Annotated in this window: 18 protein-coding genes and 1 tRNA gene; 2 read left to right on the top strand and 17 right to left on the bottom strand. The window is 64.7% G+C overall.

All coding sequences use genetic code 11. The annotated features are described in order from the left end of the window. Nucleotides 1-56: 56 nt before the first annotated feature. On the top strand, nucleotides 57-2,714 hold the full coding sequence (locus AC1ROX_RS08245; protein WP_493124253.1) for a tetratricopeptide repeat protein: 2,658 nt from the start codon (nucleotides 57-59) through the stop codon (nucleotides 2,712-2,714). A gap of 18 nt (nucleotides 2,715-2,732) precedes the next feature. Here AC1ROX_RS08245 and hutC read toward each other — a convergent pair whose 3' ends face one another. The 17 genes from hutC to AC1ROX_RS08160 all read right to left on the bottom strand — a co-directional run bounded on the left by hutC (nucleotide 2,733) and on the right by AC1ROX_RS08160 (nucleotide 21,379). Continuing rightward, a complete protein-coding gene (gene hutC, locus AC1ROX_RS08240) occupies nucleotides 2,733-3,461 on the bottom strand; it encodes a histidine utilization transcriptional repressor HutC (protein ID WP_493124251.1) in 729 nt (242 codons plus the stop codon). 142 nt (nucleotides 3,462-3,603) lie between these two features. Then, nucleotides 3,604-4,647 (bottom strand): TauD/TfdA family dioxygenase, encoded by a 1,044-nt coding sequence (locus AC1ROX_RS08235; RefSeq protein ID WP_493124249.1) that lies wholly within the window; start codon nucleotides 4,645-4,647, stop codon nucleotides 3,604-3,606. A 55-nt stretch (nucleotides 4,648-4,702) separates the two neighbouring features. Next, nucleotides 4,703-6,208, bottom strand: a complete 1,506-nt coding sequence (locus AC1ROX_RS08230; RefSeq protein WP_493124247.1) for a tripartite tricarboxylate transporter permease — start codon at nucleotides 6,206-6,208, stop codon at nucleotides 4,703-4,705. A 1-nt stretch (nucleotide 6,209) separates the two neighbouring features. Next, nucleotides 6,210-6,701 carry a tripartite tricarboxylate transporter TctB family protein gene (locus AC1ROX_RS08225; protein ID WP_493124245.1) on the bottom strand — a complete coding sequence of 164 codons (492 nt, stop codon included), beginning with the start codon at nucleotides 6,699-6,701 and terminating at the stop codon, nucleotides 6,210-6,212. 21 nt (nucleotides 6,702-6,722) lie between these two features. Further along, nucleotides 6,723-7,676 carry a Bug family tripartite tricarboxylate transporter substrate binding protein gene (locus AC1ROX_RS08220; RefSeq protein ID WP_493124244.1) on the bottom strand — a complete coding sequence of 318 codons (954 nt, stop codon included), beginning with the start codon at nucleotides 7,674-7,676 and terminating at the stop codon, nucleotides 6,723-6,725. Nucleotides 7,677-7,951: 275 nt separating this feature from the next. Then, nucleotides 7,952-8,935 (bottom strand): Bug family tripartite tricarboxylate transporter substrate binding protein, encoded by a 984-nt coding sequence (locus AC1ROX_RS08215; RefSeq protein WP_493124242.1) that lies wholly within the window; start codon nucleotides 8,933-8,935, stop codon nucleotides 7,952-7,954. A gap of 39 nt (nucleotides 8,936-8,974) precedes the next feature. Then, complete coding sequence (locus AC1ROX_RS08210; protein ID WP_493124240.1) at nucleotides 8,975-9,967, bottom strand: Bug family tripartite tricarboxylate transporter substrate binding protein; 993 nt, start codon at nucleotides 9,965-9,967, stop codon at nucleotides 8,975-8,977. A 63-nt stretch (nucleotides 9,968-10,030) separates the two neighbouring features. Next, on the bottom strand, nucleotides 10,031-12,277 hold the full coding sequence (locus AC1ROX_RS08205) for a DUF4114 domain-containing protein (protein ID WP_493124238.1): 2,247 nt from the start codon (nucleotides 12,275-12,277) through the stop codon (nucleotides 10,031-10,033). 147 nt (nucleotides 12,278-12,424) lie between these two features. Beyond that, the gene (locus tag AC1ROX_RS08200) at nucleotides 12,425-13,492 is read right to left on the bottom strand and encodes a DUF4114 domain-containing protein (protein ID WP_493124236.1); all 1,068 of its coding nucleotides are present in this window, start codon (nucleotides 13,490-13,492) and stop codon (nucleotides 12,425-12,427) included. Then, the gene (locus tag AC1ROX_RS08195) at nucleotides 13,489-14,100 is read right to left on the bottom strand and encodes a hypothetical protein (protein ID WP_493124234.1); all 612 of its coding nucleotides are present in this window, start codon (nucleotides 14,098-14,100) and stop codon (nucleotides 13,489-13,491) included. The genes AC1ROX_RS08200 and AC1ROX_RS08195 overlap by 4 nt, the downstream gene beginning before the upstream one ends. Beyond that, nucleotides 14,079-14,630: a hypothetical protein gene (locus AC1ROX_RS08190; RefSeq protein ID WP_493124232.1), complete on the bottom strand. Its 552-nt coding sequence runs from the start codon at nucleotides 14,628-14,630 to the stop codon at nucleotides 14,079-14,081. Before AC1ROX_RS08190 ends, AC1ROX_RS08195 begins: the two co-directional genes overlap by 22 nt. Nucleotides 14,631-14,787: 157 nt before the next feature. Then, nucleotides 14,788-14,877 (bottom strand) — tRNA-Ser (locus AC1ROX_RS08185). Between the two features lie 73 nt (nucleotides 14,878-14,950). After that, complete coding sequence (locus tag AC1ROX_RS08180) at nucleotides 14,951-18,109, bottom strand: efflux RND transporter permease subunit (protein WP_493124230.1); 3,159 nt, start codon at nucleotides 18,107-18,109, stop codon at nucleotides 14,951-14,953. 4 nt (nucleotides 18,110-18,113) lie between these two features. After that, a complete protein-coding gene (locus AC1ROX_RS08175; protein ID WP_493124228.1) occupies nucleotides 18,114-19,232 on the bottom strand; it encodes an efflux RND transporter periplasmic adaptor subunit in 1,119 nt (372 codons plus the stop codon). Nucleotides 19,233-19,248: 16 nt separating this feature from the next. Then, nucleotides 19,249-19,707 (bottom strand): RidA family protein, encoded by a 459-nt coding sequence (locus tag AC1ROX_RS08170; protein WP_493124226.1) that lies wholly within the window; start codon nucleotides 19,705-19,707, stop codon nucleotides 19,249-19,251. Between the two features lie 130 nt (nucleotides 19,708-19,837). Further along, nucleotides 19,838-20,800, bottom strand: coding sequence for an SDR family oxidoreductase (locus tag AC1ROX_RS08165; protein WP_493124224.1), 963 nt, complete (start codon nucleotides 20,798-20,800; stop codon nucleotides 19,838-19,840). Between the two features lie 42 nt (nucleotides 20,801-20,842). Then, nucleotides 20,843-21,379, bottom strand: coding sequence for a thermonuclease family protein (locus AC1ROX_RS08160; protein ID WP_493124222.1), 537 nt, complete (start codon nucleotides 21,377-21,379; stop codon nucleotides 20,843-20,845). 138 nt (nucleotides 21,380-21,517) lie between these two features. On the opposite strand from AC1ROX_RS08160, the gene AC1ROX_RS08155 reads away from it, so the two are divergent. After that, the gene (locus AC1ROX_RS08155) at nucleotides 21,518-22,660 is read left to right on the top strand and encodes an acyl-CoA dehydrogenase family protein (protein ID WP_493124220.1); all 1,143 of its coding nucleotides are present in this window, start codon (nucleotides 21,518-21,520) and stop codon (nucleotides 22,658-22,660) included. The last annotated feature ends 84 nt before the right edge of the window (nucleotides 22,661-22,744 follow it).

The raw sequence follows: 22,744 nt of genomic DNA, 5'->3' as shown, positions 1-22,744 counted from the left end.
CGCCTTCTGAGTGCAAATGGCTGTGGGAGCCGTCTGCATTGGCAAGAGGAATGGTCATGTGGGGTTTTGAGCGGTGGGCCGCGCTGCGGGGAGTCGCGCGCGGCGCTTCCTTGGGCGCCGTTGTGGGCGCGCTGTGTTCCGTTGCGGTGATGCCGGCGTCGGCCCAGCCGAAAGGCGCCACCCAGCCTCCGGCCCAGCCACTACCCCCGGCTCCCGCACAGACCATGCCGGCCCAGCCGGTGCCCGCGAAGCCGCTTGGCCAGGCACAGCCCGCGCGGGCACAGGGCAGGAACCAGCAGCAGGCCGCGGCGCCGAAGAAGCCGGGCGAGCCGTCCGAAGCGGATATCTGCTACGGCGTCACCGGCGCCGATGCGCCGACGAAGATCGAAGCCTGCACCGAGGTCATCAACAAGGGACTTCTCTCGGGCGGCGCCCTGGCGCTGGCCTATCTCCACCGCGGCATGTCGGAGAGCGGGCCGGACAGCGACAAGCGCTCCAAGGCCGACTTCCGGACAGCGGTGCGCATGTACAACGACGCCATCAACGCGCAGCCGCTCAACCCGCATCTCTACATCCAGCGCGGCGTCGTCCACCAGACGATCGGCGAGGCCGATCGAGCGATCATCGATTACAGCGACGCCATCCGCCTCGCGCCGCGCGAGACGCTGCCGCTGATCAATCGCGGCGTCGTGCTCTACACGCGCAAGGACAATAACGAAGGGGCGATTGCCGACTTCAACGCGGCGCTCAAGATCAACAACAAGGAAATCAGCGCCTGGACCAACCGCGGCATCGTCTATCGCAAGAAAGGCGACGTGAACCAGGCGATCTCGGACTTCACGACGGCGATCAAGATCCTGCCCGAGAAGATCGAGCCGGTGTCGCTCGCCCAGGTGCCCGATTCGGTCACCAGCCAGCTTGCCCGGACGCCCCAGCAGGAAGCCAACCGCATCGCCCTTCAGGCCGCCTTCGTCTATTTCCAGCGCGGCCTCGCCTGGTACGACAAGAGCGACTACGACAAGGCGATCGCCGATTTCTCGGAATCGATCCGCCTCAACCCGCGCGACGCGTCGCCCTATGTCGGCCGTGGCGCGTCGTATATGTACAAGAACGACCTGAAGCAGGCGATTGCCGACTTCACGGAGAGCATCAAGCTGAAGCCCGGCCAGGCCTTCGCCCACATGCAGCGCGGCATCGCCTTCCATCGCATCGGCGATTCCGACAATGCTCTGGCGGACTACACGACGGCCCACGAGCTGACGCCCAAGGATCCGAGCCCGCTCGTCAACCGCGGCATCGTCTACTACACGAAGAAGGGCAAGTTCGAGGAGGCGGTCACCGACTTCGACCAGGCCCTCAAGCTCAATCCGAAGGAAGTCAACGCGCTGATCAATCGCGGCGTGACGTGGCGGCAGAGGAACGACCCCGACCGCGCCATCACCGACTTCACCGAGGCGGTGCGGCTCGGCTTGCAGACGTCCGACATCCTGAAACTCGCGCAGAAGGACAAGGACGGCAAGAAGGATCCCGCTTTGTCGCAGACCGCCGACCAGGTGGCCAATGCCTACTATCAGCGCGGCATGGCCATGATCGACAAGCAGGAGTACGAGGCCGCGGTCAAGGACTTCGAATCGGCTCTGCAGATCAACGAGAAGGAGCCGCGCGCCTATCTCGGACGCGGCGCCGCCTACCTCAAGATGGACAAGACGAAGGAGGCCGTGGCCGACCTCGACCACGCCATCAAGCTCGCGCCGGGCATGGCCTTCGCCTATTTCGAGCGCGGCGCCGCCTATCACCGCATCGACGACTACGACCACGCCATCGCCGACTATACGTCGTCGATCGGGATCGATCCCAAGGAGCCGCTGGCCTACATCAACCGCGGCATGGCGCAGATCTTCAAGGACAGGGTCGACGACGCGATTGGCGATTTCGATGCCGCGCTGAAGATCAGTCCCGACGACATCAACGCGCTGATCCAGCGCGGTTTCGCCTACGGGCTGAAGAAGGACTATCCGCGGGCGTTGGCCGACATCGACGATGCGCTGCGCCTGTCGCCCGGCAATCCGACGGCACTGTATTATCGCGCGCAGGTCATGGCCTTCCGCGGCGATTCCGGCCGCGCGATCGAGGACTACACGCAGGCGCTGCGCACCGACCAGAAGAACCCGCGCATCTACGCCAGTCGCGCCAACCTCTACAGCAGCCTCGGTGAATACGACTATGCGATCGAGGACCTGAACAACTCGATCCGGCTCCGGCCGCGCGATCCGAACCTGTTCCTCAACCGCGGCATCGCCTATTTCAACAGGGGCGAATACGCCAAGGCCGTTTCCGACTACGACGAGGCGCTGAAGCTCGACCCGAAGATGGCGCCGGCGCTGAACAACCGGTGCCTGACGCGCGCCGTGATGGGATCGAGCCTCGACGCAGCCCTTGCCGACTGCAACGAGGTCCTCAAGCTGGTGCCCAACGACCCCTATGCCCACGACAATATCGGGCTGATCTACCTGAAGCGGAAGCAGTACGACCGGGCGATCGCCGAGTACAACGCCTCGCTCAAGGTCGATCCCGACCGCGCCCGCGCGCTCTACGGCCGCGGCCTCGCGCGCTCGCGGACCGGGCAGGGCCCGGCCGGCATCGCCGACATGTCGACCGCCAGCGGCATCCAGCCGAACATTTCGGGCGAGTTCACCAAGTACGGCGTGAACTGAGGGTAGGAGCCGGTCGGACTAATTCGCGGTCTTGCCGGGGCGAAGCCGGCTTCTGATGCGGTAGCGTGAGCCCGGATGAAGCAGGGTTGCGCACGAGCAACAGATGGAGCCGCTCCAGGTCCGGCGTCGGACGAGCAGGCAGGCCTGGCCCGCGCCTATACGCAGCCTCCGGCGATCGGCGGCACCCGGGATGACCGCCTCGATCAGGTGCTCCGCATCGCTCAACGGCGCCACTTGCGACAGGTAGGCGTGAGGGGTAAGAAGGCGAAAATCCGCCTCGAGATACTTGGGCGCCGCCTTCGGGTTGACGAACCTGTCCTCGACCTGGATGGGAACGCCATCGTCGCGGTGAACGATCAACGATCGATAGACCAGCTCCCCAGGCACCAGACCCAGATCGCTTGCCAGCTCCGGGCTCGCCGTCTCCGTCGCCAGTTTCTCGATCCGGCAATCGTAGGTTCCGCCGCGCTCGCGTATCTCTTCCGCGATGTCCCGAACATTGATCGCCGACAATTCGGACTTTCGATCCGCACTGAAAGTCCCGACGCCCGGCACCCGAGTCACCAGCCCTTCATCCGCCAGCTCCCGCAGGGCGCGGTTCACCGTCATGCGGGAAATGCCGAGCGTCCTGACGAGCTCGTTCTCCGAAGGCAAAAGCCTGGAAACGCCCACGTCACCTTGGGAGATGTGTTGAAGAATCACCTTCTTCACATGCTCGTATCGCGGCACCGCCAAATCGTTTTTCATCGTCTCTCAAATGCCTGCCGACGTGGATCGCGATTTACATATAACGCCAGATCAAATCGCGCCATTCGAATTCCACGACGGCTCTCTGCCGATCCAAAGGTGGGATTCTCCATTGGAGAATCCTACCAGAGGTTGTTTCCGATCAGGCCCGGGGGCCATCGACGCCCTGAGGTGCACCACCGCGAACGGCACCCGGCGCGATATCGCCCCAGAGAATGTCGAAGCCTTCCGGCAGCGGGCGGCTGTTCGGCATCGCGAGCCAGACGCGCATCATGAAGCGTGTCGTGGTTGCCGTTTCGCCTTCGACAAACGGCGTGCGGCCATGGCTCACGGTGTGATTGTTGAGGAACTGCGCATCGCCGGGTTCGAATCCGATCGTGAGGCAGTTTTCCTCCTTAACTTTCAGAAGAAATGCCAACGCTTCCTTCTGCTCGGCCGTCAGCTCACCGACTTCCGGCCTTTCCTGCGCCTTGATCAGGTTTGCCGGCGAGAAGCTGCCGGTGATCTTTCCGTCTTTCAATCCGAACAACGGAAGGTTGATGGTCTGGTTCACCACGATCTCGGGACGCAGATGATGCCAGTTCGAATACAGGACCTTCAGAAGGTCGGGACGCTGCTCGAGCATCACGTTATGGGCCTTGGCCGTCGAGGCGACCTTGCTGAGGCCGCCGGAGGCCGCATTCCGCACACACAGCAGTCCGATCACATCCGTGCTGTCGGTATGGAAATTGAGGCCGTCCGTCGAGAACGCCTTCGCCCCTGCGGACTTGACCCCGGTTTCACTCTGATAGCGGTTGTTCGGGCCGCGTGACTCGTCCCGAATGAAGTTCAGGCGCTCGCCGCGCTGGTTTTGATAGACGGGCGTTCCCAGGTGGCGCGACAGCCCCCAGAACATGCGCTGGATGTCCGCCTCGTCATAGCGGTCCACCGGCAAGCCGCGGACCCGGGCCACGCCTCGGCCGCTTTCCAGTTCCTCCGACACGTCGGCAAGCAGGTCCCCAAGAGACGAAAGTCTAAAATCGTCCTTTGCAATGTTCAGCGGCGCGATGCTGCGGGTTCCCAGGATGGCCGCGTCCAGTTCTCGCACGTGCGCAGGCGTCAGTTCAAAGATCCAGCTCTTGTCCGCCAGCAGGTCCTCGCCTGACCAAACGGACCTTCCGGTCAACTTCTGCATTTGCTCGATCATCGCTCACTCCTCCTCATGTAGTTACGAACTCTTCCAGGCACTACTCAACGCGTCCTCAACCTTCCTCCTGAAACGCCACCCTTCGATTCTTGCGAAGCTTGGGAAATGCCAGAACGAACAGGAATCCCGCCGCGATGCTCAACAGGATCACGGACAGGGGGCTGGACACGAAGATCGAGAAATCGCCCCGAGACAGGACGAGGGCGCGCCGGAAGTTCTCTTCCATCAGGGGACCGAGAACGAGCCCGAGCAGCATCGGAGCGGCTTCGAGCTTGAGAACCAGGAACAACGTGCCGATCAGGCCCCACAAAGCGGCCTGGAAGATGTCGAACGTCTGGTTGTTGACCGTAAACACCCCTATGCAGCAGAACACGACGATCGCCGGATACAGAAGCTTGTAGGGGATCGTCAGGAATTTCACCCAGACCGAGATGAGCGGCAGGTTGAGCACCAGCAACATCGCGTTTCCGACCCACATGGATGCGATCAGGCCCCAGAAGAGGTCCGGGTTCTTCGTCATCACCTGGGGGCCGGGCGGAATGTTGTGCATCATCATCGCACCGGCCATCATCGCCATGACGATGTTGGACGGGATCCCAAGCGTAAGCATGGGGATGAAGCTGATCTGCGCGGCGGCGTTGTTGGCGGATTCCGGACCGGCGACACCCTCGATCGCACCGTTGCCGAATTCCTGCGGACTCTTCGAAACCTTGCGTTCCAGGACATAGGAGGAGAGGGCGGCAATCACCGGCCCGCCGCCGGGGAAGATTCCCAGCAACGATCCAACGCCGGTTCCCCTCAGGATCGCCGGTATCATGCGATGCCAGTCGGATCGCGAGGGAAAGAGCGTCGAGAAGCTGGAGATCTTCCCGCCCGACGTTCCTGACTTCTGCACATTCACGATGATTTCGGACAGGCCGAACACGCCCATCGTGATCGCAACGAAGTTGAGGCCGTCGACCAGCTGATCGGCGCCAAACGTAAAGCGCTCGATCCCGCTTTGCGTATCGGCACCCACCAGTCCCAGCACGAGCCCCAGGACGACCATCGCGATCGCCTTGAGCACCGATCCAGATGCAAGAACGACCGAACCGACGAGGCCGACGACCATCAAGGCGAAATATTCGGGCGCGCCGAAGCGCAGCGCCACGTCCGAGAGTGGCTTGGCGAAGGCTGCGATGATGACCGTTCCCACGGTGCCGGCGAAGAAGGAACCGACGGCGGCCGCCGTGAGCGCAACCCCGGCCCGGCCTTTCCGCGCCATTTCATGGCCATCGATGACCGTGATGACCGAGGAGGATTCCCCCGGAAGCTTGACCAGGATTGCCGTCGTCGAGCCGCCATACTGTGCGCCGTAGTAGATACCGGCCAGCATGATCAATGCCGTCGTCGGCGGCAGCGCAAAGGTGGCGGGGAGCAGCATCGAAATCGTTGCGATGGGACCCAGCCCGGGCAGGACGCCGATGATCGTTCCCAGCAGGCAGCCGAGAAAGGCATAGAGCAGGTTCTGCCAGGTGAGGGCGGTCGAAAAACCGAGAACCAGATGGTCGTAGAGTTCCATCCTAGTTCGGCCTCAAGAGCATCGGCCAGACCGGGATCTGGACCTGCAGGATATAGGCGAAGCTCACAAGGACGATCGCCGCGAGAATGCCCGCGTTCAGCAGCGAGGCGCGCAAGTCGAATTCGCGGCTCGCCATGCTGCTGAGGATCACCAGCAGGACGGTCGACAACACCAGGCCCAGGAAATCCAGCAACGCCCCGAAGACAATGACCGGGCCCAGGATGCCAACAATCCCGCGCGCTTCGACTCTCTCGGCCTTTCCATCGAGCGGGCCGTTCGCGACGGCGACCGCAACGATCATCAACCCGAGCAGGGACAGGACGACGCCAAGCCAGAAGGGAAAGAAGCCTGGGCCCGGGCTGGACGGTTCGCCGATCGAATAGTCCCGGGCAATGGTGGACACGGCAAAGCCGACAAGGACGAAGAAGCCGCCGGCGCAGATATCCCGCCAGTTATTGTCTCGGAATCGGAACCCTGTTTTCACCTGAGTCATTCCTTCGACCGGATGGAACAGCTACTCGACCTTGATCCCCTGTTCGTCGATCACGATCTTCCAGCGATCCCGCCAGTCCTTCACGTAGGCCTGGAGCGGACCCGGCTCCATTTCGACGTTGGTGAGCGACATCGTTCGCAGGAACTCGCGGATTTCCGGGGACTTCGCCGCGTTGGCGTAGGCCTTGACGAGCTTCTCGCGGACCGGTGCGGGAATGCCCGCGGGAGCGACGACCGCGTAGAACGATTCAAGCCGCATCTGCGGATAGCCCAACTCGGCAAACGTGGGGACGTTCGGGAGCTGCGGCATGCGCTCCGGAGATGTCACGGCCAGGGTCCGGTATTGCCCGCCATCCTCGTAGATCTTCATCTGGAAGACGGTGTCGAAGTTGGCATCGAGGGAGCCATTGACCATCGCGGCCATGACCTCACCGCCCTGCCGGTAGTGAACGGGGACGCCCTTCACGCCCAGCTTCTTCATCATCTCCATCGCCAGGTGCTGCGGGCCGGCAATGCCGAACGTTCCGAAATTCAGCGGCTTCTTCTGTGAAGCTTCGATCAGTTCCTTGACCGACTTGATGGGCGAGTTTGCCGGCACCGACAAAGCGAGAGGCGACACCGCCATCATCGCGATGAAGGCAAAGGTCGTATCGGGATTGTAGGGAAGCTTGGCATAGAGATTGGGATGAATCGTAAGAGGGCCCGAATTGCCCATCCCGATCGTATAACCGTCGGGCGTCGCCCGACCGATCTCGGCGAGGCCCAGCCGGCCGGCCGCTCCGGGCTTGTAGTCGAATACGATCGGTTGCCCGAGTTCCTTCGAAACACGCTCGCCGTACAGGCGCGAAAGGGAGTCCGTGATTCCACCGGCGCCCCAGGGAACCAGGAATTTTATGGGCCGCGCCGGCCATGTTTCAGCGTGCACTTCGCTGGAAAACGCCAGGGCCGCCAAGCACAAACTGATGAGCCGCTTCATAGCAATCCCTTCCTTACTCGCCTGCATCCGCAGGAAGGTCAGTTGTCTATACAACCCTATGCATGCGATTTTTGGGTGTCAATTTGGGGTCGGCGCGCTCGTGCAATCCAACAGCCTATTTTCGATGCGCATGCGCTCTCTTTTTGAGCAGGCATCGACTCGGACTCGTCCGCGAACGCGATTTCTCGATCTCGCGGACGGATCCCGCGAGCGGAGTGAGATCAGAAATTAGACAAAGAATTTTTTACGCGACGGCTTGCATTGCGCCGTCGCAGTCAGTTCCCCGGCTTGACGCCGGTGGCTTTCACCACCTCGGCCCAGGTCGCCATGTCCTTGTCGATGAACGCCGCAAAGTCGGCAGGCGTCATGGGAGTAGGCACGCTGGCGCGTTCCTCGAACTGGCGGGCAATGGCAGGATCGCGCAGCAGCGCGTTCACGTCGGCATTCACCTTGACGACGATCTCGTCCGGGATCTTCGCGGGACCGGCGAGGCCGACCCAGCCGGCCGAATCGTAGCCCGGTACGGTCTCGGCGATGCAGGGGATGGTATCGAGCGGCGCGGGTGCCCGGCGCGCCGTCGTCACGGCGAAGGCCTTGATGCGGCCGTCGCGGATCGGCGTCAGCGCCGAGGCGGTGCTGTCCATCATCAGCTTCACGTGGCCGCCCAGCAGGTCGGACATGGCGGGGCCGCTGCCCTTGTAGGGAATGTGCTCGATGTCGATACCGGCACGCAGCTTGAACTGCTCCATGCTGAGATGCTGCGCCGTGCCGGGGCCGGCCGAGGCGTAGGAAAGCTTGCCCGGCTCCTTCTTGGCCAGAGCGATCAGCTCGGCCAGCGTGTTCGCCGGGAAGGAGGGATGCGCCACGATCACCAGCGGTCCGGCGATGAACCGGGCGATCGGCTTGAAGTCGACCAGCGGCTTGTAGGGCAGGTCGGTATAGAGGCTTGGATTGACGCCGAAGGTGCCACTGGTGACGACCATCAGCGTATAGCCGTCGGGCGCCGCCGCCTTGCCGGTCTCGGTGCCGGGGATGCCGCCGCCCCCGCCCTTGTTGTCGACGATCACCTGCTGCTTCCACGTCTCGGTCAGCTTGTCCGCCAGCAGCCGGGCGAAGATGTCGGCGGCCTGGCCCGGCGGGAAGGGCACGATGATGCGCACCGGCTTGGACGGCCACGCACCCTGCGCGTGCGCGAAGCTCGAGATCAGCGGTGCGGAGAGGCCAAGCGCCAGCGCGCGACGGCGGGTCGTTCCAGTCATCCTGCGTTTCCTTCCTGATTTCGTTTTTGATTGGTCTTGCTAATCGGCGACGGCGCCCGAATCCTTCACCGCCTTGCCCCATTTCGGCACGTCGCGCTGCAGCGCCTCGGTGAGCCCGGCCTGCGACGAAGCCACGACTTCCAGCCCGATCTTGGCCAGGCGCGCCTGCGTCTCGGGCTCGCGCAGGGTGGCCGCGATCTCCTGGTTGAGCTTGGCCGCGATGTCGGCGGGCATGCCGGGCGGGCCCATGACGGCCAGCCAGCTGTCGCCCTCGAAGGCGACGCCGCCCTCGATGAAGGTCGGCACGTTGGGCAGGGCGGGCGAGCGCTTCGACGAAGCGATGCCCAGCGCACGCACCTTGCCCGCCTCGATATGCGGCAGCGCGGTGTTGACGCTCACCGAGGTGAGCTGCACTTCGCCCGACAGCAGCGCCTGCACCGCCGGCGCGCCGCCCTTATAGGGCACGTGCACCATGTCGAGCCCGCCCGCGGCGGCGCGGAACAGCTCGACCGTGAGGTGCGAGCCGTTGCCCGTGCCGGCCGACGAATAGGTGAGCTTGCCCGGCTGACTCTTCACCAGCGCGACGAACTCCTGCGGTGTCTGCGCCGGCACCGACGGGTGGATCATGATCACGGTGGGGAAGGTGGCCGCCAGGGTGATCGGCGTGAAGTCCTTGAAGACGTCGTAGGAGAGCTTCGATCCGTAGAGCGTGGGCGCGATCGCATGCGTGCCGTTGTCGGCGACCAGCAGCGTATAGCCGTCCGGTGCGCTCTTCGACACCAGCGCGCTGCCGACCGTGCCGCCGGCACCAGTGCGGTTCTCGACCACGACCTGCTGGCCGATCCGCTCGCCCAGCTTCTGCGCCAGCATGCGGGCGAAGGTGTCGGAGTTGCCGCCCGGCGCGTGCGGCGCGACCAGGCGAATGGTCTTCGACGGAAATCCCGCCGCCGTCTGGGCGCCGGCGGGCAGTGCGGTCGAAGCGGCAGACGCAGCCATGAGGCCGAGCGCCTGGCGGCGGGTCATGTAGCGCATCCTGGTTTCCTTCCCGACATTGCTTTTGCGGGAAGGTTACCATGGTGTGGGAGAAAAGCCTCCCTACACGTTGAGCAGGTTGTCGGCGTCGGTCGTCTTGAGGACGATCGAGATGACGAGGTCCTGGTAGTCGTTGTCGCCGCTCGACGACGGCAGGTCCTCGAACCCCATGAACATGGTCAATCCCCCTGCCTCTGTGCCCGAAAGCACCTGGACGGAAGCTCCCGGGTTCAAGGTCGAGAAGGTGTGGAAGATGGTGGCGCCGTCGAACGAACCAAGCGAGTTGCTGAACAGGATCGGCGGCACGCCGGCATTGAGCGAGGCGGGATCGGTTGAGCCCGGCGCATGGAAGGAAAGATCATCGGGCAACGTGCCGAGACGATGGGCACCGTCCTGGATCAGGAAGAATCCGAGGCGTGCGCCCGCCACCGGCGTCAGATCGAACCGGGTGGCATCGGCCGCCACGTTCAGTGTGTTGGCAAACAGGATATGGACGTTGCCCAACGTGCCATCGGCAGCCACTTCGTAGCTTCCGAACGAGTTGGCATAGGTCGAGATGGCGGACCGGAAGTCGAGGGTGAACGTCACGGATCCGTCGCCCTGCAGGAATCCCTCGCTCACGACGCCGTTGATCGACGATGCCGCCACGCGCACGCCCTCCTGCAGGGAGGGCAGGAAATTGCCGAAGCTGATCGTCGTGTGTGCGTCCGCGCCGATGCCGCGCGCCGCCGCCATGAAATCGCCTCCGTCGTCGAACGCGCCTCGCAACTCGAAAGTGTTGCCTCCGAAGGTGAGCGTCGCGAGGTCCTTGTCGCTGTTGTAGGTGACCGTGAGGCTCGATCGGCCGACGAGGGATCCCAGCATATCGATCGAGCTCCCCGCTTTGAAGCCGTTGACCCGGTCGGTCTGCATGTCGGCCCAGGTATCCCGCAAGGTGTCCTTGCCGGTGGTGATTTCGATGACATCGGCCCCGGCACCGCCGCTCAGGATATTGGTTCCGGCGCCGCCCCGGATCTGGTCGTTGCCGGCCCCGCCGAGGAGCGTGTCGTTGCCGAGCCCGCCATCGAGAAAGTCGCTGCCGTCGACACCGATCAACATGTCATTGCCGGCTCCGCCGGCGATATAATCGTTGCCCGCGCCGCCGTTCAGTTCGTTGGCGATGTCGTTGCCGGTGATCGTATCGTTGCCGCTGCCGGTGGTAAGGTTGCTGATCAGCGAACTCGTGTCGCCCATGTAGAGCAGCGCGTTGTAGATGTTGCCCTGCGCCAGGAAGGCGGACGGGTTTGGCGAGGCGATCTCTGAGTTCAGCTCGGCCAGCTTGCTTCGCGCAAAGAGGAGCCACCTGCCGGGGCGCAGGTCGTCGACCTGGTCTTCGTTGAAATTGCTCAGGTCGTAGGTCGTGAGGGCGCCCCGCGTCCACACGGTCGAGAAGATCTTGTTGGTCGCCGTGATACCCGTCGTGTTCGGGTCAACCACACCGTTGATGGATTGTTGCCCGGTAATCTCGTCCCACTTGTAGGTTGCGGTCGTGCCGCGCTTGTCGAAGTTGGCGCCGTAGTAGGCCTGCAGCGCCGCGATGTCGTACATCATGTAGCTCTGCGGCGCGGAGCCGTTGCGCGCCTCGGTCGCGGCATTGGTATCGGCTCCGAAATAGCTCGCATACGTCATGATCGAGAATTCGTTGTCGTTCCTGTCGGCCGACAGCGTGCCGTTGTAGTCCGCATCGTGGCCGTGCTTCAGGCCCAGCGAATGGCCCATCTCGTGCATGATGGTGGTGAGGTGGTCGGTACCGTAGAAGTCCGTCGACTCCGGCTTGCCGTTTCTACCCAGCCAGTTGTCGCCCGCGATGCGGGCGTCGACCGGAGAGTAGGGGCCGCTGGTGGTGGGAAAGCCGGCCCACGAACCGCTGAAGTCATAGCCGCCGAAGCGAAGGGTTGCGTCCTCTCCGGACGGTGAATCCGCGAGCTCGAACTTGAGCTTCGTATATGATTCGACCAGTCTCATCGCCGTCAGGGCGCCCGCTTGCTGCTCCGCGGTTGTCACCAGGAATCTATCGGTCTTGTTCGTGTCAGGATAACCGCCTGGGACGTCGGTATAGTCCGTGACGACCGTGGGGAACGCATACTTGATCACGGTTGCCGGCGTGTCGCCGCCCAGCCTGGTGACCCAGCGGGAATCCATCATCGTGGCCCGGACATTCGGGTCGGTGATCCAGCTGGAGTTGAAACTCCCGCCATAGAGGCCGCCCTTGGGGCTCGTGAAATCTGTCGGGGGCGTGGTGGCTGGCCGCTCGTCGTCGTCGGTAGGCATAATCGAGGAACTTTCCCGCGAATGTTGTCGAAGCGACTACATCCTAGGAGCGATTCACATAGGGCAGGGTGTGCTATCGAACGCCTGCTGCGATCGGCCGCTGGTGCCGATCGCAACCCGGGTTACGGTCTTGTTACGGCCGGGCGCTTACGCGTTCAGCAGATCGTCCGCGTTGGTCCGGATGGTGATGACCAGATCCTGGAAGTCACCGTCGCCCGTCGTCGAGGGCAGGTCCTCGAAGCCAAGCGACATTTCCAACCCTCCTTGCGACGTTCCCGACAGGACTTGAAACATGTCGCCCGGGTTGAGCGTCGAGAAACTGTGGAAGATCACGGCACCGTCGAACGCGCCGCGCGAGTCGCTGAACAGGGTCGGCGGCAGGCCGGCATCGAGCGTGGCCGGATCGGTCGAGCCAGGGCCGTGGAAGGAAAGATCGTCGGGCAGGGCGCCGAGGCGGTTAAACCCGTCCTGGATCAGGAAGAAACCCAGCCGGGTCCCCGCCGCGGGCATGAGGTCGATGCTGCGCCCGCCCGGGGCCACGTTCAGCGTGTTGGCGTACAGGATATTGACGTCGCCCAGCGTACCGTCCGCGGCGACTTCGTAGTAGCCGAACGTGTTGGCGAAGGCCGAGACCGCCGACTTGAAGTCGACCGTGAAGGTCACGCCGCCTTCCAGATAGGCGTCGTTGACGACACCGTTGATGAAACCCGGGTTGACCCGCACGCCCTCCTGCAGGATCGGCAGGAAGTTCGCATAAGTGATCGTCGTGTGCGCGTCGGCCCCGGTTCCCCGCGCCGCGGCGATGAAATCGCCGCCTTCGAACAAGCCGTTCAGCGTCACGGAATTGCCCCCGGCGGAGAGCGTGGCGCGGCTGTTTCCCACGCTATATTCGACGTCGAGGTTCGAGCGGCCGACCAGCGATTCCAGGAGGTCGATCGAGTGTCCTTTATGGAACCCGCTTATGGTGTCCGGCATCATGTCTGCACAGGTGTCACGCAGCGTATCGTTGCCGTCACCGAACCTGATTCTGTCGGCATCGGCACCGCCTTGCAGAATGTTGACGCCGAGACCGCCCTGAAGTCGGTCGACACCGGCGCCGCCCAGCAGAAGATCGTCGCCGGCGTCGCCGCCGAGGATGTCGTCGCCGGCCCCACCGTCGAGCCGGTCGTTACCATCTCCGCCCTGGAGAAGGTCGCCCCCGGCATTGCCGGTCAACTCGTTATCGAGCACGTTGCCGAAGACCCAATCGTCGCCGCCGCGCCGGCAATCAGGTGGCTGATCAGCGAGCGCCTGTCATCGCCGTACTGCAGCGCGTTGTAGACGTTACCCCGCGCGATGAAATTTGGAGTCGAAGGAAGGGAAACGTCGGAATTCAGGTCGGAGAGCTGCGACCGCGAAAAGGTGAGGTACCCGCCTGGATTCAGATCGTTGCGCTGATCCTCACTGAAATTGCTGAGGTCGTAGGTCGTGAGGGCGCCCTGCGTCCACACGGTCGTGAAGATCTTGCCCGTATCCGTAACGCCGGTGTTGGGCGCATCATCGCCGTTTATCGTCAGCTGCCCGGTTGTTTCGTTCCACTTGTAGAGGGCGGTCGTACCGGCCTTGTCGAAGTTGGCGCCGTAAAGCGCCTGGAGGGCTGCGATGTCGTACATCATGTAGCTCTGCGGCGACGAGCCGTCGTGAGCCTTGGTCGGCGAGCCCGTATCGGCAAAGAAGTAGCTCGCATATGTCATGATCGAGTATTCGTTGTCGTTCTTGTCCGACGACAACGCGCCGTTAAGGCGTGGATCGTGACCGTGTTTCAGGCCGAGCGCGTGCCCCATCTCATGCATGACGGTGAGGAAAGGGTCGGTCCCGTAGAAATCCGCCTGGGACGGCCGTTTGTGCTCAGCCAGATGTCGCCGGATTGGCGGGCATCCTGAGGGACATAAGGGCCGTTGTTGGGAGGAAAGCCCCCCTGCGTGGGGCCGCTGCTGAGACCCGAGAAGCGCAGCGTCGCGTCGACAGCCGACGGCGAGTCGGCCAGCTCGAATTCGAGCTTGGTGTACGACGACACGAGATCCATCGCGACGATCGCCGCCGCTTGTTGGTTGGCGTCAGTCTCCTGGAAATTGTCGACCAGCTCCATGTTCGGATAACCGTCGGTGAAATCCGTCTGCGCCGTCGGGAACGCGTACTTGATGACGGTCGCCGGCGTGTCGCCGCCCAGCTCCGTGACCCAGCGATAGTCCATCAACGTGGCCCGGATGTTCGGGTCCGCCACGCTGCTCGTGTCGAACGTCCCGCCGAAGAGCCCGCCCTTTGGGGTTGTAATATCTGGCGTGGTGACTGGCAGCTCGTCGTCGGTAGGCATGATCGAAAAACTTTCCGCGAATGTTGGCTAAGCGACAAAATTCTAGGAGCGATTCGCAGGGGCAGGGCGTTGTATCGCACACCTGCTGCAATCGGCCGCTGGCTCGATCACAAAGCGCGTTACGATTTTATCGCTTGCCGCACTACATGCGTGAACTTGGCGGAGGGGGTGGGATTCGAACCCACGGTGGGCGTGAACCCACGCCGGTTTTCAAGACCGGTGCCTTAAACCGCTCGGCCACCCATCCAGCTCGGCGAGTCAATACTTAGGTGCCGCCACGATTGCAACAAATGGCACAATTGGTCGGCCGGCGCTGAATGCTAGTTTTCGAGACGCCCTTGTCCCTTCGAAGCCGGGCGAAGCCGCCGAACGAGGCCGGCAAGGGCGTTGCGCATCTTCTCGAACGCGACGTAGAGGCCCGGGATGACGAAGATGCCGAGGCAGGACGCCGCGAGCATGCCGCCGAACACCGCGGTGCCGACCGCGCGCTGCGTCGCCGCGCCGGCTCCGGAGGCGATGACCATCGGCACGAGGCCGAGAATGAAGGCGAAGGAAGTCATCATCACGGCGCGGAAACGCTGTCCGGCCGCCGTTGTCGCCGCGGTCACAGCATCGCTGCCGCGTGCGCGTTCCTGCATGGCGACCTCGATCACCAGGATGGCGTTCTTGGCCGCCAGCGCGATCAGCACCACGATGCCGATCTGGGCATAGACGTTGTTGGCGAGGCCGGTCAGCCAGAGCGCCGCCAGGGCGCCGAACAGCCCGACGATGACCGAGAGCAGGGCGGCGATCGGCAACGCCAGGCTTTCGTAGAGCCCGACCAGGAAGAGGTAGGCGAACAGCACGGCGAGGGCCAGGACGAACCCGGTCTGGCTGCCGGCTTCCTTCTCCTGCTGCGCCGTGCCGGCCCACTGGAAGGCGTAGCCCGGCGGCAGGTTCGCGCGCGCCACGCGCTCCATGGCCGTGATCGCCTCGCCCGACGAGTAACCCGGCGCCGGCGCGCCGTTCAGCGGGACCGCGCGCAGGTTATTGTATCGAACGATGGTGGCGGGGGCCGTCGTGAGCTCGAGCGTCGCCACGGCCTGCAGCGGCACGAGCTTGCCGCTCGCCGAGCGCACCCGCACGCGATTGACGTCCTCGATCGTGCGGCGGTCGATGGCATCGGCCTGCACGCGTACGGTCCAGGTGCGGCCGAACATGTTGAAGTTGTTGACGTTGCGGCTGCCCATCGCCGTCTGCAGGGCCGAGAAGATGTCGGGGATCTCGACGCCCAGTGTCTCGGCGCGGTCGCGGTCGAGTTCGAGCCGGATCTGCGGCGTCGAGGCGCTGAAGGTCGTGAACACGCCGGCCAGCTCGGGCGCACTCTGAGCGGCATTCAACACACCGCGCGCCACGGCGACGATCTCCTCGGGCCGCGCGCCGGTGAGGCTCTGGATCTCGAATTCGAAGCCCGACGAGTTGCCGAGGCCGGCGATCGGCGGCAGGTTGAACGCATACACGTTGGCGACCGCGACCCGCTGGAACGCCTTGTTGAGGCGCTCCAGCACGGCGAAGGCCGTCATGTCGTGCCCGTGTCGCTCGGCATAGGGTTTCAGTGAGACGATCATCATCGCCCGGTTGGGCAGGTTGAGCCCGTCGAGCAGGCTGTTGCCGCTCACGGTGAAGAAGTTCTGCAGCCAGGGCTGGCCCGCCAGCATGCCCTCGACCTGCATCACGGCTTCCAGGGTGCGGCTGGTGGAGGCAGCGTCGGGCAGCTGGATCTCGGCCATGAAGGACGACTGGTCCTCCTCGGGCAGGAAGCCCGTGGGCACGAGCCGGCCCAGCCCGCCGGTGGCGAGAGCGAACAGCAGGACGAGCCCGACCGCCAGCACACTCCGGCGGATTAGCGGTCCTGCGAGCCGCAGGTAGCCGCGGCGCGTGGCGTCGATGCCGCGCTGCAGTCGGGCCATCAGCCCGCGCGGCTCGCCGCGGCGGGTGAGGAGCAGGGCGCACAGCGCCGGCGAGAGCGACAACGCATTGATCGCGGAGATCACCATGGCGACCGAGATCGTCACCGCGAACTGCTGGTAGAGCTTGCCGGCGATGCCCGGCATGAAGGCCGTGGGCACGAACACCGACAGCAGCACCAGCGTGATCGCCACGATGGGGCCGGTGACCTCGGCCATCGCCTTCTCGGTCGCTTCGGCCGGCGTCAGGTCCGGTTCCTTTTCCAGGGTGCTTTCGACCGCCTCGACCACGACGATGGCGTCGTCGACGACGATGCCGATGGCCAGCACCAGCGCCAGCAGCGACACGGTGTTGAGCGACAGCCCCATCATCTGCATCACGGCGAACGTGCCGACCAGCGCCACCGGCACGGCGACGATGGGAATGAGCGTCGCGCGCAGGCTGCCCAGGAAGAGGAAGACCACGATGGCCACCAGCACGAAGGCCTCGATCAGCGTCTTCACCACGCTGTGGATCGTCGCCTCGACGAACACCGTGGTGTCGTACATCACGTCGAAGGCCACGTCGTCCGGCAGCCGGTCCTCCAGCTCCTTCAGGACGCGGCGCACGCCCTCGGCGGTCTCGAGCGCGTTGGCACCGCCGAGCTGGTAGATCTGGATGCCCGCGGCCGGCTTGCCGTTGTAGCGCGTGGTGACGTCGGCATTGGCCGAGCCCAGTTCGACCCTGCCGATGTCGCGGATGCGCAGCAGCGCCCCGTTCGAGGTCGCGCGCACGCTGATATTGCCGAACTCCTCGACCGAGGTGAGGCGGCCCTTGGCCGTGATGTTGAGCTGGAAGTCGACGCCGTCGAGCAGGGGCGCCGCGCCGACACGCCCCACGGCGGCCTGCATGTTCTTGGCCTCGATCGCCTTCACCACGTCCTGTGCCGTGATGCCGAGGCTCGACATGCGGTCGAGGTCAAGCCACACGCGCATCGCATAGTCGAGCCCGCCGAACAGGCCGGCCGAGCCGACGCCCGGCACGCGCTGCATGGCGTCGAGCACGTTGATGGTCGCGAAGTTCGACAGGAACAGCGCGTCGCGCGTTCCCTTGGGCGAATAGACCGCGACCACCTGCAGCAGCGCCGAGGACTGCTTCTTCACCAGCACGCCGTTCTTCTGCACCTCGTCGGGCAGCAGCGGCATCGCCCGGTTGATGCGGTTGTTGACGTTGACCGTGTGGTCCTGCGGGTTCGATCCCACCTTGAAATAGACGCTGAGGCTGTAGCTGCCGTCGCTGCCCGAGGTCGACTTCATCGAGATCATGTTCTCGACGCCGTTGACGTTGCGCTCGATGATCTGCGCCACGCTTTCCTCGACCACCTCGGCCGACGCGCCGGCATAGCTGGTCGTGACGGTGACTTCCGGCGGCACGATGTTGGGGAACTGGGCGACCGGCAGGCTGCCCAGCGCCAGCCCGCCGGCGATGACCATGATCGCGGAGACGACGAAAGCCAGCCGCGGGCGGCGGATGAAGAGCGACGCGATGCTCACGGGCTCAGCGCTTGCGCTGGTCGGCGGCAGCCGGGGCGGGCTGCGCTTCCACGGCCGAGCCGGGACGCACGCGCTGCTGGCCCTGGACGATGACCCGGTCGCCTTCCTTGAGGCCGCTCGCCACGGCGATCATGCCGTCGCGCACGAAGTCGATGGTGATGCGGCGCTGCTCGACGGTGCCCTTGCCGTCGACGACGTAGACATAAGGGCCGGTCTGGTCGATCGCGAGCGCGGGCTGCGGCACGACGATCGCCTTGGCGGGCGCGTTGCCCTCGACGATCACCCGAACGGTCTGGCCGTCGGTCAGCAGCTCGTCGGCATTGTCGAACACCGCGCGGGCCATCTGCCCGTCGGTATTGGGATCGACCGTGACGTCGATGAAGTCGACCTTGCCCTTCTCGGGATAGAGCTTGCCGTCGGCGAGGCGGAGGCGGACGGGGAGGTGCTCGCCGGCCCGCAGGTCGCGACGCACGTTCAGCAGCTCCGCCTGGGACACCGAGAACAACACCCGGATTTGCCGCTCGTTCACGATCGTGGCGAGAACGCCCGATTCGGGCCCGACGATGTTGCCAGGCGAGACCGAGGCGCGTCCGATCAGGCCGGAGATCGGCGCGGTGATCTTCGTGTAGGAGAGTTGAAGCTCGGCATCCTCGAGCTGTGCTTCGGCGTCGTCGAGCGTCGCCTTGGCCTGGAGCTGCTCGCTCAGCCGCTGATCGTAAACCACCTGCGAGGCGTTGTGCGAGCGCAGCAGCTCGGTCGTCCGGCTGAGCTGGGCGTCGGCATTGATCAGCGCCGCGCGGGCGCCGTCGCGCAACGCCCGCTTCTGGTTGACGGCGATGCGATAGGGCGTGGGCTCGATGGTGAACAGGACCTGACCCTCCGTCACCTTGGCGCCGTCGGTGAATTCCCGCTTGCCGAGGGTGCCCTTGACCCTTGCCTGCACCTCGACTTTGTCGAATACCGCGATCCGGCCGACATATTCCGACTGGGGCGCCAGCGGGCGCAGTTCGGCCGGCTGCACCAGGACCACCGGCGGCGCGTTCTCGGGCGGCTTGGTCTGGGCACCCGCCGGGAGGGCAAGCGCGAGCATCAAAGCCGGAATTGCCGCCAGGACGGGCTTCACGTTCCTGGCCAATCCCTTATTTCCCGCCGACGACCGCATAGCCCTGGATCTCCAGCTTGGCATCCGGATCTGCGAGGGCCGTGATCGTGATCAGCGCGCTTCCCGGGAAATTGTCGCCGAAGACTTCCTTGCGGATTTCGGTAAGGCGCGTGCCGTATCTCACGTCCGTGATGAACACGGTCATCTGGACGATGTCGGAGAGCTTTCCGCCCGCTTTCTCGAGGGTCCGGCCGAGCAGCTTGAAGACCTGCCGGGCCTGTCCTTCGAAGTCGCCGGCGAGCGACTTGCCGTTATCGTCCACCGAAGCGGTTTGCCCCGCCAACCAGACGGTCTTGCCGCCCTCCGTGACGACAGCCAGGGAATAGCCGCGCTGCTGGGGCCGCTCGTCCTTGATATAGTCCTTGGCCACCGCCGCGTGGGAAAGCGCAAACGACAATCCCGCCGAGCAGATGGCGGCTTTCACAATCTTCAGCATTCCTGGCAGCTCGCTTTGTGGGCCGAACGGACGCGCAGATACTTACATACCAGCCGTTACGAGCGCAAAACGAGAACCACCTGCCGTCCATGACAAGCGCAAGAAATCTGCGGGCGAGAGATGTCGTCGATCAATAGCCGCCGATCACCGGCAGAATCTCGCCCGTGATGTAACTGGAGCAGTGCGGGGAGGCGAGGAACACGAAGGCAGGGGCGATCTCCTCGGGCTGGGCCGGGCGCTTCATCGGCGTCTTGGCGCCGAACTCGGCGACGTCGCCGGCCTGCTTGTCGGCAGGGTTGAGCGGCGTCCAGACGGGGCCGGGCGCCACCGCGTTGACGCGGATGCCGCGCGGGACCAGGTGGGCCGCCAGCGACTTGGTGAAGGCGTGGATGCCGCCCTTGGTCATCGAATAGTCGAGCAGGTACTTGCTGCCCTGCAGCCCGGTCACCGAGCCATTGTTCACGATGGCGTCGCCCGCCTTCATGTGCGGCACGGCGGCCTGCGCCATGTGGAAGTAGCCATAGAGGTTGGTCTTCAGCGTGCGGTCGAAATGCGCCTCGCTGAGGTCCTCCAGCCGCTGTGCGTGAAGCTGGAAGGCGGCGTTGTTCACCAGCACGTTGAGGCCGCCCAAGGTCTCGACCGTACGCTTCACCGCGAGCTTGCAGAAGCGCTGGTCGGTGACGTCGCCCGCCAGCACGAGACAGCGCGCCCCTTCGGCCTCGACGGCCTGCCGCGTCGTCTCCGCGTCGCCGGCCTCGTCGAGATGGACGATGGCGACGTCGGCGCCTTCGCGCGCGAACAGGATGGCGACGGAGCGCCCGATGCCGGAATCGCCGCCGGTGATCAGCGCGACCTTGCTGCGCAGCTTCATCGAGCCCTGATAATAGGGCGCGTCGCACATCGGCGGCGGATCGAGCCGCGACTCATGGCCAGGCTTCGACTGATGCTGGCGCGGCAGCGGCGGTTCGGGATAGCGGCGGGCGCCGGCCTGCATCGCGCCCTCGAGTTCGACGGGCGGCCGGGTCTTGTCGGCACGCGCCGTCTGGCGCTGCAGGGTGCGGTGCTTGCGGGCGGTGGCCTTGGGGCTTTTCATGCCCGTGAAATGGGACCCGCCGCGAATCGTTGCGTTGCCGCCTCAGCCGCCCTGTTCGCGCTTCAGAGCCTCCCGGCGGACCATCGCGCGCCATTCAGCCGGCATCATGCATTTGTGACCATGAACGCCCAGCTTGCGCTGAATGGCCTCGCGCTCCTCGGGGACGTAGCGGTCCTTGCTGTTGGGCAGGGCCCAGGCCCAACCGGCGGATACCATCTTCTCCTGCAGGTCGTCGTCGCCCGCGAAGCACTGCGCCACCGGCGGGTTGGTCTTGCGCTCGGTGTCGACCAGGCGGCAGGTGACCGGCCGGCCGGCGATGAACTCCTCGAGCGCCTTGCGGGCCAGCGCACCGGCGCGCCAGTGGCCGTCGTCGCAGGTCTGGCTGCGTTCGGGCGCGTCGATGCCGAACAGCCGCACGATCTGCGGCCCGAACTTCACCGTGTCGCCGTCGACCACCGTGAAGCGCGGCTTCGGCACCGGCGGCAGCGCGGTGTCGTCGTCGGAGGATTGGGCGGCGGCACCGGTCGCCATCATCGCCAGCGCGGCGAGGGCAGCGATCGGCCGGAAGAAGGTTTTCAAAGCGTGGACCTTGCGGCGGCGATTCAGGGGCGGCGGCTTATAGCACCGCCGCCGCCCGGCGGTCGATTGACCCGGATTTTGTTCATCGTCAGTGTTCATTCAGCAAAAGCCGTTGGCAATGAAGAGTGGCTGTCGATTATGGATTTCTCCTTCTCGGAACAGCACGAGGCCGTGCGCGATACCGTGAGGCGCCTGTGCCAGACGGAACATCAGAAGCTGGTGGTAGCGGCGGAGGAGGACGAAATCCTGCCGCGCGAGGTCTTCGCGCGCTGGGGCGAGCTTGGCCTGCTGGGGGTGCGCTATCCCGAGGCCGACGGCGGCAGCGGCCTCGACAAGATCAGCGACTGCATCGTCCGAGAGGAGCTGAGCTACATGAGCCAGGGCTTCGCCTCGAGCTGGTCGGCGCACAGCCACCTCGGCATCTGGCCGATCTGGAAGGCCGGCACCGAGCAGCAGCGCCGGCGCTTCTTCCGGCCCGCCGTGCAGGGCAGGAAGATCGCGGGCTTTGCCTTGAGCGAGCCGGACGGCGGCTCGAACATCCGCGCCCTCAAGACCCGTGCCGAGCGCGCCGACGGCGGCTGGAAGCTCCGAGGCAGCAAGCTCTACATCACCAACGCGCCGATCGCGGATTTCTTGCTGGTCGCGGCGCGCACCGCGCCGGAACTGAGCGGCGACGCGATCAGCCTGTTCATCGTCGAGCTGCCCGCTGCGGGTATGAGCATCGAGAAGCTGAGAAAGGAGGGCATCCGCGCCTCCGAGACCGGCCTGATCCACATGGACGAGGTGTTCGTCCCGGACGACTGCGTCCTCGGCGACCGGCTGGGCACCTATCCGGTGATCCTGGACTCGCTGAGCGAGAACCGGGTCGGGGTGGCGGCGAATGCGCTCGGCATGGCGCGCGCCGCCTTCGATGCGGCCACGGCCTATGCGCGGGACCGGCTGGTCGCGAACAAGCGGATCGGCGACTACCAGGCGATCGGCCACAAGCTGGCAGAGATGTCGGCGCAGATCGAGGCGGCGAGGTGGCTCGTCTATTACGGCGCCTGGCGCGTCGACCAGAACACGCTGGATTCGGCCACCGCCGCCCGGGTGAAGCTGGTCGCGAGCGAGACCGCCGTTGCCGTGAGCGAGCAGGCGATCCGCATCCATGGCGGGGCCGGCATCATGCGCGAGTATCCGGTGGGCCGCATCCATCGCGACGCGCTGGTCTATGTGATCGGCGAAGGCACCAGCGAGATCCAGAAGAACCTGATCGCCCGCGACCTCGGCTTCAGGTTCTGAGTCGTCCGGCATCCCTCATCGGTTGAAAGGAGAAAGAGCGGCGCCTGGGAGTACATCAATAAAAACAAATCGCGAAAATGGAGG

Source organism: Reyranella sp. GW821-FHT14A01 (genome assembly GCF_058803965.1).
This window is presented reverse-complemented; position numbering and strand designations above follow the sequence as displayed.